The sequence below is a fragment of the Elusimicrobiota bacterium genome, from assembly GCA_016706425.1.
Taxonomy (GTDB): Bacteria; Elusimicrobiota; Elusimicrobia; order FEN-1173; family FEN-1173; genus JADJJR01.
On record JADJJR010000001.1, the window covers coordinates 267,104 to 285,711 of the forward strand.

The window sequence follows — 18,608 nt, forward strand, 5'->3', positions numbered from 1 at the left end:
ATGGTAAAATTCTCCCCACGCCGTGCCTCTTTTTTTGGTTTCGACCCCCATCGGCAATTTGCAGGATCTTTCGGACCGGGCGCGGGACGTCCTGGCCCGTTGCGGCGCGGTTTTGGCCGAGGACACCCGACGGACGGGATCGCTGTTGCGGCATCTGGGCCTGTCCCGCCCGCTGATCCGTTACGACGAGCACGTGCACGACCGGGAGGCCCCTCGGCTGGTGGACCGGTTGGCGGCCGGCGAGGATTTCGCCCTGGTCACGGACGCGGGCACGCCGGGCCTGTCGGACCCCGGGGGGCGACTGACCGCCCTGGCCCTGGAAAAAGGCGTTTCCGTCGTTCCGGTGCCCGGCCCCTCGGCCCTGTTGGCCGCCCTGGCGGGTTCCGGGTTGCCCTGGGACCAGTTCACGTTCCTCGGTTTTTTACCCCGCCGCCCGGGCCGGATGCGGCGGGCGATGGAGTCGGCGGGCCGCGATCGGACGGTGGTTTTTTATGAATCGCCCCACCGGGTGGTCGCCGCGCTCGAGGCCGCTCGCGCGGTGTGGGGCGACGCGCCCGCCGCGGTCGCGCGGGAGTTGACCAAAATGCACGAAGAATTTGTGCGGGGGCGGTTGTCGGAAATCACGGCGGCGCTCAAAGCGCGCAAAGAAATATTGGGCGAGATCACGGTCGTGGTCGCGCCCCAGCGAGGGGATGAACCATGATCCACGTTTCCGTCGTCGGCGCCACCGGGTACACCGGGGGTGAATTGCTCAAAATCCTGCTGGCGCACCCGGCCGTTAGGGTGGTGCACGCGACCTCCGAATCCCGCCCCGGTCAAGCCCTCGCCGACGTGCACCCGTTTTTGCGGGGCCGGTTGGACCTCACGCTGGAAGGCTTCGACGCGCGCCGGCTGGCCGCGGATTCCGATGTCGCCTTCTTCGCCCTGCCCCACGGCGTCGGCAGCAAAAACATCGCGGAATTCGTCGCGCGGGGCAAGCGCGCCATCGACCTCTCGGCGGACTTCCGTCTTAAGAACGTCAAAACCTACGAGGTTTGGTACAAAGTCAAGCACGCCTCGCCCGCCCTTTTAAAAAAAGCCGTCTACGGCCTGCCCGAGCTCTATCGGAAAGACATCCCCGGGGCCTCGCTCATCGCCAACCCGGGCTGTTACGCCACCACAACGATTCTGGCGTTGACCCCGCTGGTCCGGCGGAAGTGGCTGGTCCCCGGTTCGGTGGTGGTGGACGCGAAATCGGGCGTGTCCGGGGCCGGGCGCAAGCTCGACGCGATGTACCTTTACACGGAAGTCAACGAAAACCTGCAGGCCTATTCGGTGATCAAGCACCGGCACGTGCCGGAGATCGAACAGGTGTTGGGCGACCAGGCGCGGGGCGCCGTGTCGCTCACGTTCGTTCCGCAGCTCGTTCCCATGACCCGGGGCATTTTGGTGACGGCCTACGGGACGCTGCGCCGGCCGCTCGCGGCGGCGGCCCTGCGCCGCGCGTTTGAAGAGGATTTCGGCGGGGAGCGCTTCATTCGCCTGCTCCCCGAGGGAAAATGGCCGCGGACCCAGGACGTGGCCGGGACCAACCACGTGGACATCAACATCGCGCTGGACGAACGGCACCGCCGGGTGGTCGTGTTGGCGGCGCTGGACAACCTGGTCAAGGGCGCCGCGGGCCAAGCGGTGCAGAACATGAACCTGCTCTTCGGGCTACCGGAAGCCGAAGGGTTAAAATAAACGAGGAAACCCATGGGACTGATCGGCTGGTTGAAACGCATCATCGGAGCGTCGAAGGACCGCAAGCTGGTGTGCGCGGAGTGTCGGAACGCGTTTTTCTTTGAAGAGGGCGAGCAGCAGTTTTTCGCCCAGCGCGGGCTGTCGGAGCCCAAGCGGTGCGGGGCCTGCCGTAAAAACAACCGCCGCGGCCGGGGGCCCCGACGGCGGGGCCGATGAAGGTTCCGCTTTCGACGGGGGACTTGCCGGCGGGGTACCGCCTCTGGGGACTGCGGTGCGGCATCTCCGCCGTGCCCCGGAAGAAAGACCTCGCGCTGTTCCTCTCGGACCGCCCGGCCCGGGCCGCCGGCGTGTTCACCACGAACGTGGTGAAGGCCGCCCCCGTGCGGTACTGTCAGGCCCAATTGGCGGCGTCGACCGCGGTCCGCGCGGTGGTGATCAATTCGGGTTGCGCCAACGCCTGCACGGGCGCGGCCGGCGCCCGCGACACGCTCTGGACCGCCCGGGAACTCGCCGGCCGGCTGGGGCTCAAAACAGCGGAGGTCCTGGTGGCCTCCACCGGGGTGATCGGCCGCCCTCTGCCGCGACCCGCCCTGGAGCGCGGCCTGCGCGCCCTGGGCGCCCGCGCCGACGGTTCGGCCTTTTCCGTTGAAGACGCCGTCCGCGCCATCATGACCACCGACACGCGGCCCAAGGCCGCGCGGGCGACCTTCCGCGCCGGCGGCCGGACCCACACCGTGTGGGGGTGCGCCAAGGGGGCCGGCATGATCCACCCCAACATGGCCACGATGCTGTCGGTGGTGCTGACCGACGCGGGCGCGCCCGCGGCTTTCTTGCAAAAGGCCCTGCGCGCGGTCGCCGACCGCACCTTCAACTGCGTCTCCGTGGACGGGGACACCTCCACCAACGACAGTCTTTTCCTCCTGGCCAACGGCGACCGCCCCCTGGACGCCGCGGGTTTGAAGGCCTTCCGGTCCGCGCTCGAAGAGGTGTGCCTCTCCCTCGCCGGGCAGATCGTGGCCGACGGGGAAGGCGCCACCCGTGTCGCCTGGATTTTCGTCCAAAACGCGAAAACGGAAAAGGGCGCCCATCAAATGGCCGCGACCATCGCCACCAGCGCGCTTTTCAAAACCGCGCTGCACGGCGCCGACCCCAACTGGGGCCGGGTGTTGGCCGCTCTGGGCCGGGCCGGGGTTCCCTTCGACCCGGAAAAAGTGGACGTCAAAATCGGGGACGTCACGGTGTGCCGCCGGGGGGGGCGCGCCGATTTTTCGGAAAAAGCGGTCCACCGGCTCCTCAAGAAAGACCGGGTGACGGTCGTCGTCGATTTGCACCAGGGCGACGCCTGGAGCCGTTACGCCACCTGCGATTACTCCAAAGAGTACGTCGCCATCAACGCCGATTACACGACGTGAAGGGAAAGGCGGGCACGCGCGTTTTCTCGGTGCGGGGCCGCCGGCTGGGCGCCGAGGCGCTGCGGACGACGGTGGCGGCGCTCCAGTCCGGCGGGGTGGTTGTTTTTCCGACCGACACGGTGTACGGGATGGCCGCGGGGATCTTCCGCCCGGGGGCCATCCGCCGGATTTACCGGCTCAAGGGGCGGTCCTTGAAAAAAGCCCTGCCGTTTTTGGCCGCGGATCTGGCCCAGGCGCTGGCCCTCGTGGAGCCGCCGGACCGGAAACTGCGCGCCCTGCTGAAAAAATATTGGCCCGGTCCGTTGACGGTGGTGTTCAAGACGTCGTCCCTCGGGCGCTGGACCACGGGGGGCAAGGAGACCCTGGCGGTGCGCGTGCCCGATTGTCCCGTGACGCGGGCGATCTTGCGCGCCATGGGGCAGCCCTTGGCGGTCACGAGCGCCAATCGTTCGGGCCACCCCGACGCGGTGACCGGCGCGGCCGCGCGGCGGGAGTTTGAAGGGAAAGTCGACGTGATCGTGAACGGCGGAAAGTGCCCGCGGGGCGTGGCCTCCACGGTGCTGGACGTGTCGAGCACGGTGTGGACGCTGGTCCGGGAGGGCGCGGTGCCAAAAAAAGATTTGTTGAAATTCCTCTGACGGAGAACCCCATGAGCCTTTTGAAAAAAGCGGACCCCCGCGTGCACGCCATCGTCCTGGCCGAAACCAAGCGCCAGGAGGAAGGCCTCGAGATGATCGCCTCGGAAAACTACGTGTCCGAGGCCGTGCTCGAAGCCCAGGGCTCGGTGTTGACCAACAAATACGCCGAGGGCTACCCCGGCAAGCGCTACTACGGCGGCTGTGAAGAAGTGGACAAAGTCGAAACCCTCGCCATCGAGAGGATCAAAGCCCTCTTCGGCGCGGAACACGCCAACGTGCAGCCCCATTCCGGGTCCCAGGCCAACACGGCCGTGTACATGGCGGCGCTCCAGCCCGGGGACACGATCATGGGGCTCGAACTGTCCCACGGCGGCCACTTGACCCACGGGCACCCGCTCAATTTTTCGGGCAAATACTTCAAGATCGTCTCCTACGGCGTGCGCCCCGACACCGAGCAAATCGACTACGAACAAATGGCCCGCCTGGCCCGGGAGCACCGGCCGCGCATGATCGTGACCGGCGCTTCCAATTACTCGCGCGTGTGGGATTGGGCGCGGGCGCGCGCCATCGCCGATGAGGTGGGGGCGATGCTGTTCGCCGACATCGCCCACTACGCCGGCCTGATCGCCGCGGGGGTCTACCCGTCCCCCGTGGCCGCGGCGGATTTCGTGACCACCACCACCCACAAGACCTTGCGCGGACCCCGGGGCGGGGTGATCCTGTGCCGGGAAAAGTACGGCAAGGACATCGATCGCGCGCTTTTCCCCGGCGTGCAGGGCGGGCCTCTCATGCACGCGATCGCCGCCAAGGCGGTCGCCTTCGGCGAAGCGCTCCAGCCCGCTTTCAAAAAGTACCAACAGCAGGTGCTCGCCAACGCGCGGGAGCTCGCCGCGGCCTTGGAAAAGAAGGGTTTCCGCATCGTTTCCGGCGGCACGGACTGCCATCTGCTGTCCCTCGACCTGCGCCCCAAGACCATCACCGGCAAGGACGCGGAAATCGCCCTCGGCGCGGCGGGCATCACCGTCAACAAAAACACGATCCCCTTCGACCCCGAAAAACCTTTCATCACCTCCGGCGTGCGCCTCGGCACCCCGGCGCTCACCACGCGCGGCATGAAGGAGAAAGAAATGAACCTCATCGCCGGCTGGATCAACGACGCCGTCGAACACCGCGGGGCCCCGAAGCGCCTGGCCGAAATTCACAGGGCCGTGCGCGGCCTCTGCAAAAAGTTCCCGTTGTACGCCCACCGATTGAAAATGAAATGAGCGATTCCCGGTGATCCGCGCCTCCCTCGTCGGGTTTGTCTTGGCCTTCGCGGCCACGGCGGGGTTGGTGCCTTTTTTCATCGGCCTTTCGCGTCGTTGGGGCGTCTTGGACCGGCCGGACCCCCGCAAAGTGCACGCCCACCCCATTCCCCGTTGGGGCGGGGGGGCCATCGCCGGGGGCACGTTGCTGGCGCTGTTGGGTGTCGCCGCCCTGGACCCCCGTTTCCGAACCCTGTTGGCTTTCCGTCACAAAATCGTCGAGAACGGCGAAGTGGTGGGGGTCTTGGGGTTGCGCGCGCAGTTTTTCGGCCTGCTTCTGGGCGGGTTGATATGCGCCGGAATCGGCATGTGGGACGATCGCCGCTCCCTGTCGCCGGCGGTGAAATTCCTGGCGCAAACCGTCGCGGCCTACGTGGCCATGATGTACGGCGTCCGCGTGGCCGGGTTGGCCCTGCCCGGGTTGGGGTTTGTCGCCTTCCCGCTTCTTCTCTCCCAAGCCGTCACGTTGTTCTGGCTTCTCGGGTTCATGAACGCCATCAACCTGACCGACGGGCTGGACGGTTTGGCGGCGGGGTTGGTGGCCATCGCCGCGGGGACGTTTTTCTTCGTCGCGCTCCTTCAGGCGGACACCCAAGTCCTGCTCTACGCGAAACAATTGAAGTTGGCCGGCGTCCTGGCGGCCGCCCTGGCGGGCTCGGCGCTCGCGTTTCTGATTTATAATTTCCACCCGGCCCGGGTGTTCATGGGGGACGGGGGCGCGTTGTTCCTCGGATTTTTTCTGGGGGCGGTGAGCGTGATCGGCACCCTCAAAACCAGCGCGGTGTTGGCGTTCCTCATCCCCGTGCTGGTGGTCGCCCTGCCCGTGGCCGACGTGGCGGCGGCGCTCGTCCGTCGCTGGCGGCGGGGCGCCGGGTTGATGACCGCCGACAAAGGGCATTTTCACCACCGGCTCCTGGCGTTGGGGTGGACCCAGCGGGAGGTCGTGCTTTTGGTCTACGTCATCACGCTGCTTTTGTCTTCGGCGGCGCTGTTGCTCACTTTTTTCCGGGGGCGCGTGTGAAGAAAAAAATTCTTCTGGTGTTCGGCACCCGGCCGGAGGCCATCAAGATGGCCCCGGTGGCCCTGGCCCTGGCCCGCCGCCCCGCGCGATACGCCGTCCGCCTCGTGGTCACGGCCCAGCACCGGGGGCTGTTGGACCAAGCGCTGCGGTTTTTCGGACTGCGCGCCCACCACGACCTCGACCTCATGCGCCCCGGCCAATCCTTGACCGACGTCACCACCCGGGTTTTGACCGGTCTCGAGCCGGTGTTCCGTCGGGAGAGTCCCGACGCGGTGTTGGTCCACGGCGACACCACGACCACCCTGGCGGCCGCCCTGGCGGCCCATTACCAACAGATCCCCGTCGGGCACGTGGAGGCGGGGCTCCGATCCGGGGACCCGCTCAACCCGTTTCCCGAGGAGACGAACCGCCGATTGACCGACGCCCTCGCGCGTTGGCATTTCGCCCCCACGCCCCTGGCCCGGCGTCAATTGCTGCGCGAAGGCGTCGACGGTCGACGGGTGTTCGTCACGGGCAACACCGGCATCGACGCCTTGCGCTGGGCCCTCCGCCGTCTGGGAGCGACCGCCCCGAAACTGCCTCCGGTCGTCGCCCGCCGGGCGGAGGGCCCCTTCGTTTTGGTCACGGCCCACCGGCGGGAAAATTTTGGCGATCCGTTGGAACAGATTTTTTTGGCGATCCGCGATGTGGCGCGCGCCCGACCGGCGTTGGGCTTCGTCTATCCGGTCCATCCCAACCCGAACGTGGCGGAACCCGCCCGACGGATTTTGGGTCGGGAACCCAACATCGCCCTGGCGGCCCCCCTCGACTACGCGCCGATGATCCATTTGATGCGCCGCTGCCTTTTCGTCCTGACCGATTCCGGGGGCTTGCAGGAAGAGGCGCCGAGCCTCGGCAAGCCGGTTCTGGTGTTGCGCACCGTGACGGAGCGGCCCGAGGGCATCAAGGCCGGAACGGCGCGGTTGGCGGGGGTCGATCGGGCCGGGGTGAGACGCTCTGTCTATGATCTATTGGACGACCGGCGGCTTTACCAAAGGATGGCTCGGACAGTCAATCCGTACGGGGACGGCCGCGCCTCTCACCGCATCGTTGAGGTTTTGGGGTGAATGACGGCCCGATGGAAGCGAAGAAAAAAGCGCGGGTTCGTTTCCCGCCCACCGCGTCCCTTGACAGCCGGGGTGGTTCGGATTATGCTCAAAACATATCGGCGCCCGGTGTCCATAAAGGGGCCAGGATCGGAGGCAAAGGATGAAAACACTCTATTTCGCGCTCGCGGCCATATTTATGATCATCGCCTTTTCCCGGTGTGGGAAAAAAGAGGAAGCCCGCCCGGCGGTGGTTCAAACGCGGCCGGCGAGACCCGGCCCCGCTTCTCCACAGTCGGCCCCGTCCGCGAGGCACTCCTTTGAACCCGCGCCCTGGACACCCCCTCCCGCTCCCGCGGGAGCCGTGGACCGCCCACGGGAAACCCATCTCCCCCCACCCCCCATTCCCCCTTCCGATGGACCGCAAACGCCCGGTCAAAATCGTAAAAATCAGAACACGTGACCTATTGATGCTTGTGGAGCGGCGGCGGCCCCCCTTTCCGAGGCCGACGCCCCTTTGACCCAGGATACATAACAAAGGGTTTTTCCAAAGGGCCGAGCGGTCGGCCGAACCCCCCGATTTAGCCACCGGACCGGGGCACCTCCCGATTCAAAATGGATGAACAGCAACAGTTGTATTGATAACCCTTGACACCTCAGGAATCCGGGTTTAGGCTTGATTGAATCCAGCACCCAGGATCCCGGTCGACAACGGCAAAAGGAGGAGGAATGAAAAAAGCGAAAATCCCCTTTTATTCCAAAAAAACCTCGCCAGCGAACCGGGGCCTCTCCTTGGTCGAAATGTTGGTGGCCTTGTCTCTTCTTTCCGTGGGGGCTTTGAGTTTCTTTGGCGTGTTTGGGGGTATCGCCCGGGGTGTTCAAAACGCCAAAGCCCGTTCGCTCGCCGCCAACCTCTGCCAAGAGCAAGTCCAGATCCTCAAGCAGAAGAATTATTACCGGGTGATGGTGACGACGGCCCCCGTCTTCGACTTGCGCTTTTCCACCCCGGTCCCCTATGACACCAGCTATTTCCCTCCAGAGACGGTTCTTGAGGGGGGAATTACCTTCACCCGGTTGACAAACCTCGATATCGCCCAGGAAGTGTCCGGGAATATCACCACCTTGGCCCCCACCTCGTCCGACACGGGGATGAAGCTCTTGACGGTCACCACCGTTTGGAACCAGGGTCAGGATGTCCGTAAGGTGGAGACGCGGAACGTCCTGTCCAACCCCGACGCGGTGATGACCAACAGCATTCTTCGGGGAAAGCTGACCAACGCGTCAACCGCCGCGGCCATTCCCGGCGGAAGCGTGGTGGTGAGCGAAAACACGGGTTTTGTGGACACCACCAACGCCACCGGTGACTACGAGATCAATCTTTTCCCCGGGAATTACAACCTTTTCGTCACAGCCCCCGGGTTCTTTTCGAAGACGGTTTCCGTATCGGTTCCGGCCAACGCGGCGGTCACCCAAAACGTCTCTTTGAGCCCCATGGCGACGCGCACCTTGACGGGGTGGGCCTGGGTGACGGACCATCTCGTCATCAGCCAGGTGATGGGCCAGGTGCCGACGTCCCTTCCGTCCGGCATCAGGGGCGAATACGTGGAAATCTTCAACCCGACGACTTTCACTTGGACGGTTTCCGGAAACATCGGTTTGAAATTCCGGCCCCTCGCCTGGATCGGTCCGGAGCGGGACATCGCCATCAATTTCGCCGGGAGCCCGGCCACCATCGCGCCCGGCGGGTACTACCTTTTCGCCAACACCGGCCCGGTTGTCGTCAACGGCGTGAACGTCAACCCGGACGCCGTTTGGGACGCCACGGTGGGGGGAGCGAACGACACGAATTTCCCCTATTTCGACACGACCCCGGGGGCGGAGGATTTTAACATCATTCCCATCGACACCGACGGCGCCCAGGAGGGGGCGGGCCACCTCCGTCTTGTGAACACGGGGACCGGCGCCACCCTCGACACGCTGGGCTGGGAGGGCGGCGGGGCCGGGTTCTCGCCCGCGGATTACGAGTCCATTCCCATCAGTCAATGGACCGGTTTGCAAAACAACGAACAATACACACGCCTGTCGAGCACCGACGGCGCGAGCGCCGTCCTGGGGCGCGCCTACGATATGAATTACAATATCTACGATTTCTGGACGACCGTCCACGCCGGCGGGGCGATGTACACACCGCGGACCACGGCCAGTTCCACCCAGACCGTCCTGTCCGGCACGCCGCCCATCGGTGGAACCGTTTCCTGCACCGACGGCCTCTCCGCCCCGGACGCCGTCGAATGGGAGTTTTACACCAACGGGGTGACGAACGCGTGGGCCGGGCGGTATTACCTTTTGAACGTCGCCACGGGGACGTGGTCCGTTTATCTCGGTTTCGGCACCCGGTTCCAGCAAATCGACAACGTGGTCGTCCCCGTCGGCGCGGGGGACATCCCCATCCCCGACGCCTCGACGGTTCCGCCCTGGCAAAACGCGGGGTACTCCCACGTTTTCCTGACCACCACCACCACGGACGGCTGGGTCCTGGGTCGGGTCCTCAACACAGGCGGCACAGGCATCGCCCCGGGCATTCAGGTGACCAACAACATCAACACCGTCACGGCTTCCAATCTGTTTCCGTACCGATATTTCCTGAGGACCATCCCGGGGGTTTATGACCTGACCGCCAATCCCAACAACGCCAACGCGAACTACGTGAGCGCCGTCCAACCGGGGGTGACCGTGAACGCGGGCCAGATCACATCGGGGGTGGATTTTGTCCTTTCCCAAGGGGGAGGATTGAACGGGTTCGTTTCCCGGGACGGCACGAACCCCCTGCCGGGGATCGCGGTGACGGCCACGAACGGTCTCGGTCTTGTGGAAGCCACCGCCGTGTCCGGCGCGGACGGCCGTTTTCGCATGACGAACATGTCCACGGGGACTTACCTGGTCGAGCCGCAGACCTCTTCGGGAGAGGCCGCCGCTCCCGCGTCGGTATCGACGGCGGTGGTCGTGGGGGTGTCCCGTTTCGTCTCCACCTACACCGTCTCGGGGGCCTCCGGGTTCATCACGGGGGGGGTGACCGCCGGCGGGGATGTTCTGCGGACGGGGGTGTTGGTCGTGGCCTCCACGGCCACCATCGTTAACCCGCCGTCTTTGAGCACGATGACCCTCCTGGGGGCCGGCTACTACGTCGCCAGCTCCCTTGAATCGGGATCTTATTTCTTGGAAGTCCGGGGCAGCACCAACCCGCCGTACAACGTATACGCTTTTTACCCGACCTGGAACGGATCGGTTTGGACCACGGTGGTCAAGAGTTCGACGAACCTGTCCGTGGAGCCCGGCCAAACGAGGTCGGGCATCGGTTTCGACTGGTGAGCCCGAGCCCCCGATGACACGTTCCCGACGACGGCCCCGACCCCCCACGGGATACACTTTGGTGGAGCTGATGATGACGGCCTCCATCCTGGCGCTGGTCGCCTTGATGGCCGCCCCGCTGATGGTTCAGTCAACCCGTTTCTTTTTGCTGACCCGCGCGAAGGTCGAGATCCAACGCGACGCCCGCCAGGTCATGGAAACCATCACCAAAGCGCTCCGCCAGGCCCAGTCGAACACCCTCGTCATTGACCGGGCCGACGCGAACCAGCCCTTTTATTCCCGGCTCCGGTTCACGACGATCAACGGCGCCTCGCACACGTTCTTCCAGAGCGGCAATCAACTGCGGCACACCAGCAGCGCCGGAACGAAAGCCCTCTCCACGAACGTGCGTTTCATGTCGTTTTATTTCCCGCGTTCGAACGACATGTCGATCATCTCCGTGTCGCTGACTTTCGAGAAGGGAACCTACGAGGGAAAAACAAAGGCGTTGCACGTCGCTTCCGAACGCGTTCGGGTCATGAACTGAACCCCCGCGGGCACGCCCCGGCCGGCCCGCCGGCGTTGGGGTCCGGGAGGGACCCGTGTTGTTGATCCGCCCGAAAAGGCCCGCGACGGGGCCGATTCTTGACACACCCCCCGGCCGGGGATATACTTCGAGAAAGGAGGTTCCGATGCCCATTCAACGAACCGGACGTGACGTCCCCTCGGCCCGCGGCCTCCCTTCGGGCGCTCGCCCCGCGGGGCAAGTGCTCGTGGGCGCGATCCTGGTGATGTCGGTTCTCCTCCTCGTGGTCCCGTTGATGGTCCAATGGTCGCGCCAAGAGGCCCGTTGGTCCGTCAAACAACAGAAATCCACCGTCGCGTTCAACTTGGCCGACGCGGCCGTCGATCGGGGCATGTGGAAATTAAAGAGTTCCACTTCCTGCTGGGCCCAGGCCGTCGTGGGCACAGTCCAGGCGGGGTACAATTTCGACACGGTCTACACGGACATCGAGGGGGGCGTGTACCGGATCCGGTTCGCCACGGGACCGGCCGTCGGGCAGGTGACGGTGACCGCCGAGGGCCGGGACGGCCTCACCCGACAAACCCGCGCCCTCCGCGCGGTGTTTGAGAACAAAGCTTTGCCGGGCCCCATGCTGTCCGGGGGAGCGATCAACATCGGCGCGCAGTTCGAAGCCCATTGGGGCCCGATCCTCGCCCACGGCAACATCGCGTTGTCGGGCGCCGCCGCGGCCGACCGGTTTCCCCGGAAATTGTCCAAGCAGGTGGTATCGTCCTCCGTGGCCCCCGCCCGGGACGTGAACGGGATGCCCCCCCCCAACACGGACAACCTTGAATGGTGGTCCGATTACGCCGTGCCGGATCTCCCTCTCCTGGATTTCGTGACAATGCGGGCCTCGGCCACGAGCAACGGCACGCTCAACTACTTCACGACGGCGGGCGCCTCCGGCGCCGGGAAATGCATCGGCTGGGGGGGGCACGGTCGGTGCGAAGCCGCGGCCAACAACTGGGCGGCCCATTCCGGGCAGCCCCATTTCTTCGATTCCATGCACCACCCCCTGGGGCAAAGCAACCGGATCTGGTACTACGACAACAACCTCATTTTGACCGGCGATTTGACGTCGGGAGGCGGGCACCGCCTCGGCTTGTACGGGACTCTGATCGTCCGGGGGAACTTCACCATCGCCTCCGGGGACAACTATACCTACACCGGGCCCATCCCGGCCACCGCCTGGCGCGAATACGCTTTCAGCGACACCGCCGCGAACAGCCAATACCCGGGTGACGCCGGTTTTCGGACCAACAACGCGACCTTCAACCACGGGGCCCAAACATGGACGGGGGGGCCCCCCGCGGGGAACACCGACGTCGGCGTCCGCGGTTTTGTTTACATCGGCGGCAATTTCGCCTTGAACAACATCGCCGACCTGGCGGGCACGATCTGGGTGGTGGGCAACACGACCGTGGGGGCGGCGGTCACGGAACGGGCGTTGGTTTTCTATGAGGACGTCAGCGCGGGGCTCCCGATTTTGAATGTGGTGCTGTCCCGCCTCTCCTGGGACGAGACCGCGCCGAGCGCCGTCGCCTGGCCCTGATCCGGCCCGCGCCTCCCGGCGCGGTCCCCCCGCTTTGACCCCCGCCCCTGGAAATGGTTGAATCTCCGTCGTGAAACGGGGATTTTTCATCACCTTTGAAGGCGGGGAAGGGAGCGGCAAGTCCACCCAGGCCCGTCGCTTGGTCGCGGCCCTGCGCCGCCGGGGCCTGCGCCCTGTCCACACCCGGGAACCCGGCGGCACGGCCATCGCGGAAGCGGTGCGGCGCGTGTTGTTGACGCCGGGCGGCCGCGTGGCGCCCCTGACCGAACTCCTCCTCTACGAAGCCGCCCGCGCCCAGCATCTGTTCGAGGTGGTTCGGCCCGCCCTGGCGCGCGGGGCCGTGGTTGTCTGTGAACGCTACACCGACGCGACCGAGGCCTACCAAGGCTCCGGCCGCGGCCTGCCCTTGGCCGACATTCGTCGGTTGAACCGCGTCGCCACCGGAGGCCTCGCCCCCGATCTCACTTTCCTCCTGGACGTGCCGGTGCGGCGCGGCCTGCGCGTCGCCCGACGGCTCGGCAAGAAATTGGCCCGCCGCGCGGGGCGGTCCCGCGGGGGGGACCGCATGGAACGGGAATCGCCCCTTTTTCACGAGCGGGTGCGACGCGGGTACTTGGCGTTGGCCCGCCGAGAGCCCCGCCGGGTCCGCGTGGTGCCCTGGGGGGACCCCATCGAAAAAATCCACGCGCGCGTGTTGGGCGAAGTCGAGCGCCGCCTGCGGGCCCGCCGATGAGCCTCGGGGGCGATGTGTTCCGGTCTCTACAAGGCCAGGACGCGGCCGTGGGGCTTTTGACCGCCGCTTTGGAAGCCGGACGGGTTCCCCACGCCTACATTTTTCGGGACCGGCCGGCGTGGGGAAAAAAACCGCCGCCCGGGCCCTCGCCACGGCGCTCCTCTGCGCCGCCCCGCGCGCGCCCGCCGCGCCCTGCGGGGAATGCCCCTCCTGCCGGAAGGCCGAGGGGGGAGCCCCCCCCGATCTGTTGTGGGTGGATTTCGCCTACCAGGCCGCCCTCCTCAAGGAAGAGCCGGAGAAGCAACGCAGCCTCAAAATCGACACCGTCCGACGCGCGGAATCGGCGCTCCGGCTGAAGCCGATGGAGGGTCGTGTCAAGGTCGCCGTCATCACGCCGGCCGACGCGTTGGTGGAGGCGGCCGCCCACGCCCTTTTGAAATTGGTGGAGGAACCGCCGCCGGGCACCCACCTCGTGCTGATCACCGAAGAGGCGGGCGCCCTTTTGCCCACACTGCGGTCCCGTTGCCAGCGGGTGCGGTTTTCGCCCCTGTCGGTGGAAGCCCTCACCCGGATCTTGACGGGCGACCGGTTGGACGCCACGGGCGACGATCTGGCGCGGGCGGTGCGCGGGGCCGAGGGGTCGGTGTTGAAGGCCCGAACGCTCTTGGACGCGGCCGAAGGGTTGCGTTTCGATTGGGAGAACGCCCCCTTGAGCGAGTTGCTGGCCTGGGGGGAGGGGTTTCAAAACCCGCGTCTCGGCCGGGGGGGCGCCGAGCGGTTCTTGGAAGGCGTGCTGGCCCAATGCCAGGCCGACGCGCGGGCGGGGACGCGCGGCCCGGAGGACCTCCGCCGGGTTTTTTCCGCATTGACGCGCCTGCGGCAAAACGCCGCCGTGTCGCTGACGGTCCAACACCTGTTGCTTCACTTGCGTCGCGCCGCCAAACGGCGGGGAGAGATTTCATGAACCCCTATTACTTGACCACGCCCATTTACTACGCCAACGACGTGCCCCACATCGGGCACGCCTACACCACCATCGCCGCCGACGTGCTCGCGCGCTGGAAACGCCTGGGCGGAACCCGGACGTATTTCTTGACCGGCACCGACGAGCACGGTTCCAAAATCGCCCAGGCCGCGGCCGCGGCGGGCCAGACCCCGGCGGCCTATCTCGACGGGGTCGTGGGGAAGTTTCGGGCGCTCTGGGACCGCCTGGGGATCACCCCCGACGATTTTATCCGCACCTCCGAGGACCGGCACAAGCGCGTGGCCCAGGCCATATTTGAAAAGCTGTTGAAACAGGGGGACATTTACCTCGGGTCCTACGAGGGGCTTTACTGCGTGCCGGACGAAACCTTTTGGGCCGAGGGCGATTTGGTGGACGGAAAATGCCCCACCTGCGCCCGCCCCGTGGAGAAACTCACCGAGGAGAGTTACTTCTTCCGCCTCTCGAAGTACCAGGACCGTTTGCTGGCCCACTACGAGAAGGACCCCGGTTTCCTGCGCCCGCGGTTCCGCGCGCCCGAGATCGTGCAATTCGTCAAAGGGGGCCTGCGCGACCTGTCCGTGAGCCGGACCAAGGTGTCCTGGGGCATTCCCGTTCCCGCCAACCCGAAGCACACGATCTACGTGTGGATCGACGCGCTCACGAACTACATCACCGCCCTCGGCTACCATCCCGACGGCGGCGGCGCCCTCTTCAAGGAATTTTGGCCGGTCAACGTGCATCTGGTGGGCAAGGAGATCTTCCGGTTCCACGCCGTGATTTGGCCCGCCATGCTCATGGCGCTGGGCGTGGAATTGCCCCGGAGCGTGTTCGCCCACGGCTGGTGGACCGTCGAAGGGGAGAAAATGTCCAAGTCCCGGGGCAACGTGGTCGACCCGCACGTCATGGTGGACCGCTACGGCGTCGACGCCTTCCGGTATTTCCTGCTCCGCGAGGTGCCTTTCGGCGGCGACGGCGATTTTTCCGAAAAGGCCCTGCTCGGCCGCTACAACGCCGAGTTGGCCAACGGCCTCGGCAACCTGCTCAACCGGGTGCTGACGTTGCTGGAAAAGAATTACGGCGGCGCGTTGGCGGAAGGCACCCAGGACCTCCTGCCCGCCGACGCCCGCGGCTGGGCGAGGGACATCGGGGAGGCCATCGACGGATTGGCCTTCCACGAAGCCTTGGAACACATCGCCGCGCTCGTCGCCCGGGCGAACAAGTACGCCGAGGACACCGCGCCCTGGAAGCTGGTGAAAACCGACGGGCCCCGGGCCCAACGGGTCTTGAGCGAAATGGCCCGGGCCCTCAAGGCCGCCGCCGTCGGGCTCCACGCCTTCATGCCGACGATCACCGTCGAGATTTGGCGCCAATTGGGGGAACCCGCCCCGCTCGCCGACGGCGCCCGGGCCCTTTTGACCGACGGCCGCGTCGCCTTCGCGCCGGGCCAACGGATCGCCAAAGGCGCGCCCCTCTTCCCTCGAAAAGATTCGTGACCCTGATCGACACGCACGCCCATCTGGCCGACGCCGCTTTCGACGCCGACCGCGACGACGTTCTCCGCCGGGCCCGGGAGGCCGGCGTGGGCGTCGTGGTGGAGATCGGCGAGGAAGAGCCCCGGTGGCCCAAGGCCCGGGCCCTCGCGGACCGCTTCCCGGGGGTCGTGTTTTGGTGCGCCGGTTTTCACCCCTATTACGCGGGCCAAGCGGACGAGGGGCTGGTGGCGCGGCTGCGCGCGGCGTTGAGCCACCCGGCCTGCGTCGGGGTCGGGGAAATCGGCCTGGATTACCATCGCCCGGACCCCGCGCCGGAGGTTCAGCGGCGCGTCTTCGCCGCGTTGGCGCGCGCGGCGCTGGAGGCCGGCAAACCGTTGGTCCTCCACTGCCGCGACGCCGCGGGGGAGGAGCGCGCCCAGCGGGACGTGTTGGACGTCCTCGACGCGGTCGGCGCGTCCCAAGGGCCCGCGCCCGTCGGCGTGGCCCATTGTTTCCAGGGGACGATCGACAACGCGCGGCGCTTCGTGGAGCGGGGGTTCCTGATCGGCGTGGACGCGCCGATCACCTACCCCAAGGCCGCCGCCCTGCGGGCCATGATCGCCACCGTGCCGTTGACCGCGCTGGTCCTGGAGACGGATTGCCCTTACCTGCCGCCCCAGTCCCACCGGGGGAAACGCAACGAACCCGCCCACGTCCCCGCGGTGGCGGCCGCCCTGTCGGCGCTCCTCGGCGCGCCGCCGGAGGACGTCGCCGCCGCGACCACCCGCAACGCGCGCCGGCTCTACCGGTTGCCCGAAGGCGCAACTGCCCATTGATTTTTCTTCGGCATTGCTTTATTCTTAACGCACGATGAGCGCGCGACATCTTCCGGCCGGACTCGGCCGCCGCCCTTTGGTGGTCGCCAGTTTGGGCGACGCCGCCCGGTTGGAATCCGACGCGCGTCGGGCGGCCCAGGAGGGCGCCGACGTCATCGAAGTGCGCGCCGACCTGTTCGGCCGCGCCCAGTGCAAGCCCCTGGCGCTTCGCGCGCTGATTCGGGCCGCCCGGGCCGCCTCCCGCCGGAATATCCTGCTGACGCTGCGCCGGGGGGAGGAAGGCGGAGGGCTCTCCAAAAAATTCCGCGAACAGGACCGCCTGGCCCTGATCCGCGCCGCCCTTTCGGAAGTGGACGGCGTGGACGTTGAACTCGGGGCCGACGACATCAACAGCCACGTCGTCTTCGAAGCCCACAAACGCAAAAAGTTCGTCATCCTGTCCGCGCACGACTTCAAGCGCACGCCCGACAACGCCACGCTGGCCCGCTGGCTCACCAAGGCGCGCCGGCTGGGCGGGGACATCGTCAAGGTGGCGTGCCGGGCCGCGCGCGCCGCCGACGTGGACCGCCTCATGGCCTTTTGTAAAAACGGGAATTTTCGACGGAAGGTGTTCATCCCCATGGGGCCCCTGGGCCGGGCCGCGCGGGCGAACGGTTTTGTGTCGGGGTCTTTGATGACTTTCGGTTATGTCCGCAAACCGCTGGCCCCGGGCCAGCCGCCCGTCAGCGAGCTGGCGGCGGCGCGCCGTCCCGCACGAACGTAAGCAAGGCCCCCCCGAGAACGAAAAAAGGCAACAACGAGAGCGTCGCGGCCCGCAGTCCCCAGGCCTGGGCGGCGACGCCGAACACCAGCGGTCCCGCGATGGCCGTGAACTTCGCCACGATTCCGTAAAACGAAAAGAATTCCGCGGTCTGCCCCGGCGGCACAAGGCGGCTCATGAGGGAACGGCTCGCCGCCTGACTGCCCCCCAACACGAAACCCAACACCGCCCCCAACGCCCAAAATTCGTTTTTGCTCTCCAAAAAATAGGCTTTGAGCAAAACCCCGACGTAGACCGCCAACGTGAGAAGGATCACCCGTTTGGATCCCACCCGGTCCGCCCAGCGACCCAGCAGGAGCGCCCCCGCGAAGGCCACCGCCTGGATCATGAGAAAACAGAGGATCAGTTCCCCCGGGGTCATGCCCAGGAGCCCGGCGCCGACGAGCGAGGCGGTCAGAATGAGGGTTTCGATGCCGTCGTTGTAGAGGGCGAAAGCCCCCATGAACACCAAGAGGTTGCGATGCCGTCCAAGGTCCTTCCCGGTGCGGACCAAACGCGCCCACCCCCGGCGGGCCCAGGTCCCGGGCGATCGGGTGTCGAGCGGGCGGTCGCGCGGTCCCCAAACCAGGAGCGGCCAGCCGAACAGGCCCCACCAGATCCCGACGGCCAGGAGCCCCGCCCGGACGGGTTCGTCGTTGGCGGGGGACAAAAAGAATTTTTCCGGAAAACGGATGAGCAAAAGATTCAGCCCCAGGCAGAGGAAGCTCCCCAAGTACCCCACCGCCCAACCGAGGCCCGAAACGCGGCCCTGCCGCGACGGCGGCGCCAACTCCGGCAGGAACGCGTTGTAGAAAATGTTGCCGCCCGCGAAGCCGATGTTGGCGAGGCCGAACAGCGCCATGGCCAGCCCCACGCGGCCCGGGGTGACGAACACGAGACCCGACGTGGCGAGCACGCCGAGGGTCCAGAAAAAGGCGAGGAAGGATTTTTTTCGACCGGCCAGGTCGGCGACAGCGCCCAGAAGGGGCGCGAGGACGAATATCACGAAGGTGGAGAGGGCCACCGCCGCGCCCCAAAGGAACGGCCCCCGCAGGACGTGGCCCGCGATTGAAATCCCTTCGGGGGGCACCACCCGCTGGGCGAAGTAAACATTGAAGACCACGGCCAACACCGTG

Annotated in this window: 17 protein-coding genes; 16 read left to right on the forward strand and 1 reads right to left on the reverse strand. The window is 66.4% G+C overall.

The genetic code is table 11. From position 1 onward, the window contains the following. The first annotated feature begins 22 nt into the window (after positions 1–22). The 16 genes from rsmI (at position 23) to IPI56_01170 (ending at position 17,436) form a co-directional block, all read left to right on the forward strand. Positions 23–703, forward strand: a complete 681-nt coding sequence (rsmI, locus tag IPI56_01095; protein ID MBK7544337.1) for a 16S rRNA (cytidine(1402)-2'-O)-methyltransferase — start codon at positions 23–25, stop codon at positions 701–703. After that, on the forward strand, positions 700–1,722 hold the full coding sequence (locus IPI56_01100) for an N-acetyl-gamma-glutamyl-phosphate reductase (GenBank protein MBK7544338.1): 1,023 nt from the start codon (positions 700–702) through the stop codon (positions 1,720–1,722). Before rsmI ends, IPI56_01100 begins: the two co-directional genes overlap by 4 nt. Before the next feature lie 12 nt (positions 1,723–1,734). Further along, positions 1,735–1,938 (forward strand): zinc-ribbon domain containing protein, encoded by a 204-nt coding sequence (locus tag IPI56_01105; GenBank protein MBK7544339.1) that lies wholly within the window; start codon positions 1,735–1,737, stop codon positions 1,936–1,938. Next, positions 1,935–3,134 (forward strand): bifunctional glutamate N-acetyltransferase/amino-acid acetyltransferase ArgJ, encoded by a 1,200-nt coding sequence (gene argJ, locus IPI56_01110; protein MBK7544340.1) that lies wholly within the window; start codon positions 1,935–1,937, stop codon positions 3,132–3,134. The genes IPI56_01105 and argJ overlap by 4 nt, the downstream gene beginning before the upstream one ends. Further along, a complete protein-coding gene (locus tag IPI56_01115; GenBank protein ID MBK7544341.1) occupies positions 3,131–3,772 on the forward strand; it encodes a threonylcarbamoyl-AMP synthase in 642 nt (213 codons plus the stop codon). The genes argJ and IPI56_01115 overlap by 4 nt, the downstream gene beginning before the upstream one ends. 11 nt (positions 3,773–3,783) lie before the next feature. After that, the gene (locus IPI56_01120) at positions 3,784–5,037 is read left to right on the forward strand and encodes a serine hydroxymethyltransferase (GenBank protein MBK7544342.1); all 1,254 of its coding nucleotides are present in this window, start codon (positions 3,784–3,786) and stop codon (positions 5,035–5,037) included. 10 nt (positions 5,038–5,047) lie between these two features. Next, a complete protein-coding gene (locus IPI56_01125) occupies positions 5,048–6,097 on the forward strand; it encodes an undecaprenyl/decaprenyl-phosphate alpha-N-acetylglucosaminyl 1-phosphate transferase (GenBank protein MBK7544343.1) in 1,050 nt (349 codons plus the stop codon). Between the two features lie 47 nt (positions 6,098–6,144). After that, entirely contained in the window at positions 6,145–7,203 is a 1,059-nt protein-coding gene (gene wecB / locus IPI56_01130) for a UDP-N-acetylglucosamine 2-epimerase (non-hydrolyzing) (protein ID MBK7544344.1), read from the forward strand. Between the two features lie 708 nt (positions 7,204–7,911). Continuing rightward, on the forward strand, positions 7,912–10,551 hold the full coding sequence (locus tag IPI56_01135; protein MBK7544345.1) for a carboxypeptidase regulatory-like domain-containing protein: 2,640 nt from the start codon (positions 7,912–7,914) through the stop codon (positions 10,549–10,551). A gap of 70 nt (positions 10,552–10,621) precedes the next feature. Beyond that, entirely contained in the window at positions 10,622–11,077 is a 456-nt protein-coding gene (locus IPI56_01140; protein MBK7544346.1) for a hypothetical protein, read from the forward strand. Between the two features lie 145 nt (positions 11,078–11,222). After that, positions 11,223–12,647, forward strand: a complete 1,425-nt coding sequence (locus tag IPI56_01145; GenBank protein ID MBK7544347.1) for a hypothetical protein — start codon at positions 11,223–11,225, stop codon at positions 12,645–12,647. A gap of 70 nt (positions 12,648–12,717) precedes the next feature. Beyond that, entirely contained in the window at positions 12,718–13,380 is a 663-nt protein-coding gene (gene tmk, locus IPI56_01150; GenBank protein MBK7544348.1) for a dTMP kinase, read from the forward strand. Between the two features lie 118 nt (positions 13,381–13,498). Then, complete coding sequence (locus IPI56_01155) at positions 13,499–14,344, forward strand: hypothetical protein (GenBank protein ID MBK7544349.1); 846 nt, start codon at positions 13,499–13,501, stop codon at positions 14,342–14,344. Next, complete coding sequence (metG, locus tag IPI56_01160) at positions 14,341–15,858, forward strand: methionine--tRNA ligase (GenBank protein ID MBK7544350.1); 1,518 nt, start codon at positions 14,341–14,343, stop codon at positions 15,856–15,858. Before IPI56_01155 ends, metG begins: the two co-directional genes overlap by 4 nt. Beyond that, positions 15,855–16,673 (forward strand): TatD family hydrolase, encoded by an 819-nt coding sequence (locus IPI56_01165; GenBank protein MBK7544351.1) that lies wholly within the window; start codon positions 15,855–15,857, stop codon positions 16,671–16,673. The genes metG and IPI56_01165 overlap by 4 nt, the downstream gene beginning before the upstream one ends. A gap of 34 nt (positions 16,674–16,707) precedes the next feature. Next, the gene (locus IPI56_01170; GenBank protein ID MBK7544352.1) at positions 16,708–17,436 is read left to right on the forward strand and encodes a type I 3-dehydroquinate dehydratase; all 729 of its coding nucleotides are present in this window, start codon (positions 16,708–16,710) and stop codon (positions 17,434–17,436) included. Here the strand turns inward: IPI56_01170 and IPI56_01175 are convergent. After that, on the reverse strand, positions 17,396–18,595 hold the full coding sequence (locus IPI56_01175; GenBank protein MBK7544353.1) for an MFS transporter: 1,200 nt from the start codon (positions 18,593–18,595) through the stop codon (positions 17,396–17,398). The genes IPI56_01170 and IPI56_01175 overlap by 41 nt on opposite strands. Positions 18,596–18,608: the final 13 nt, after the last annotated feature.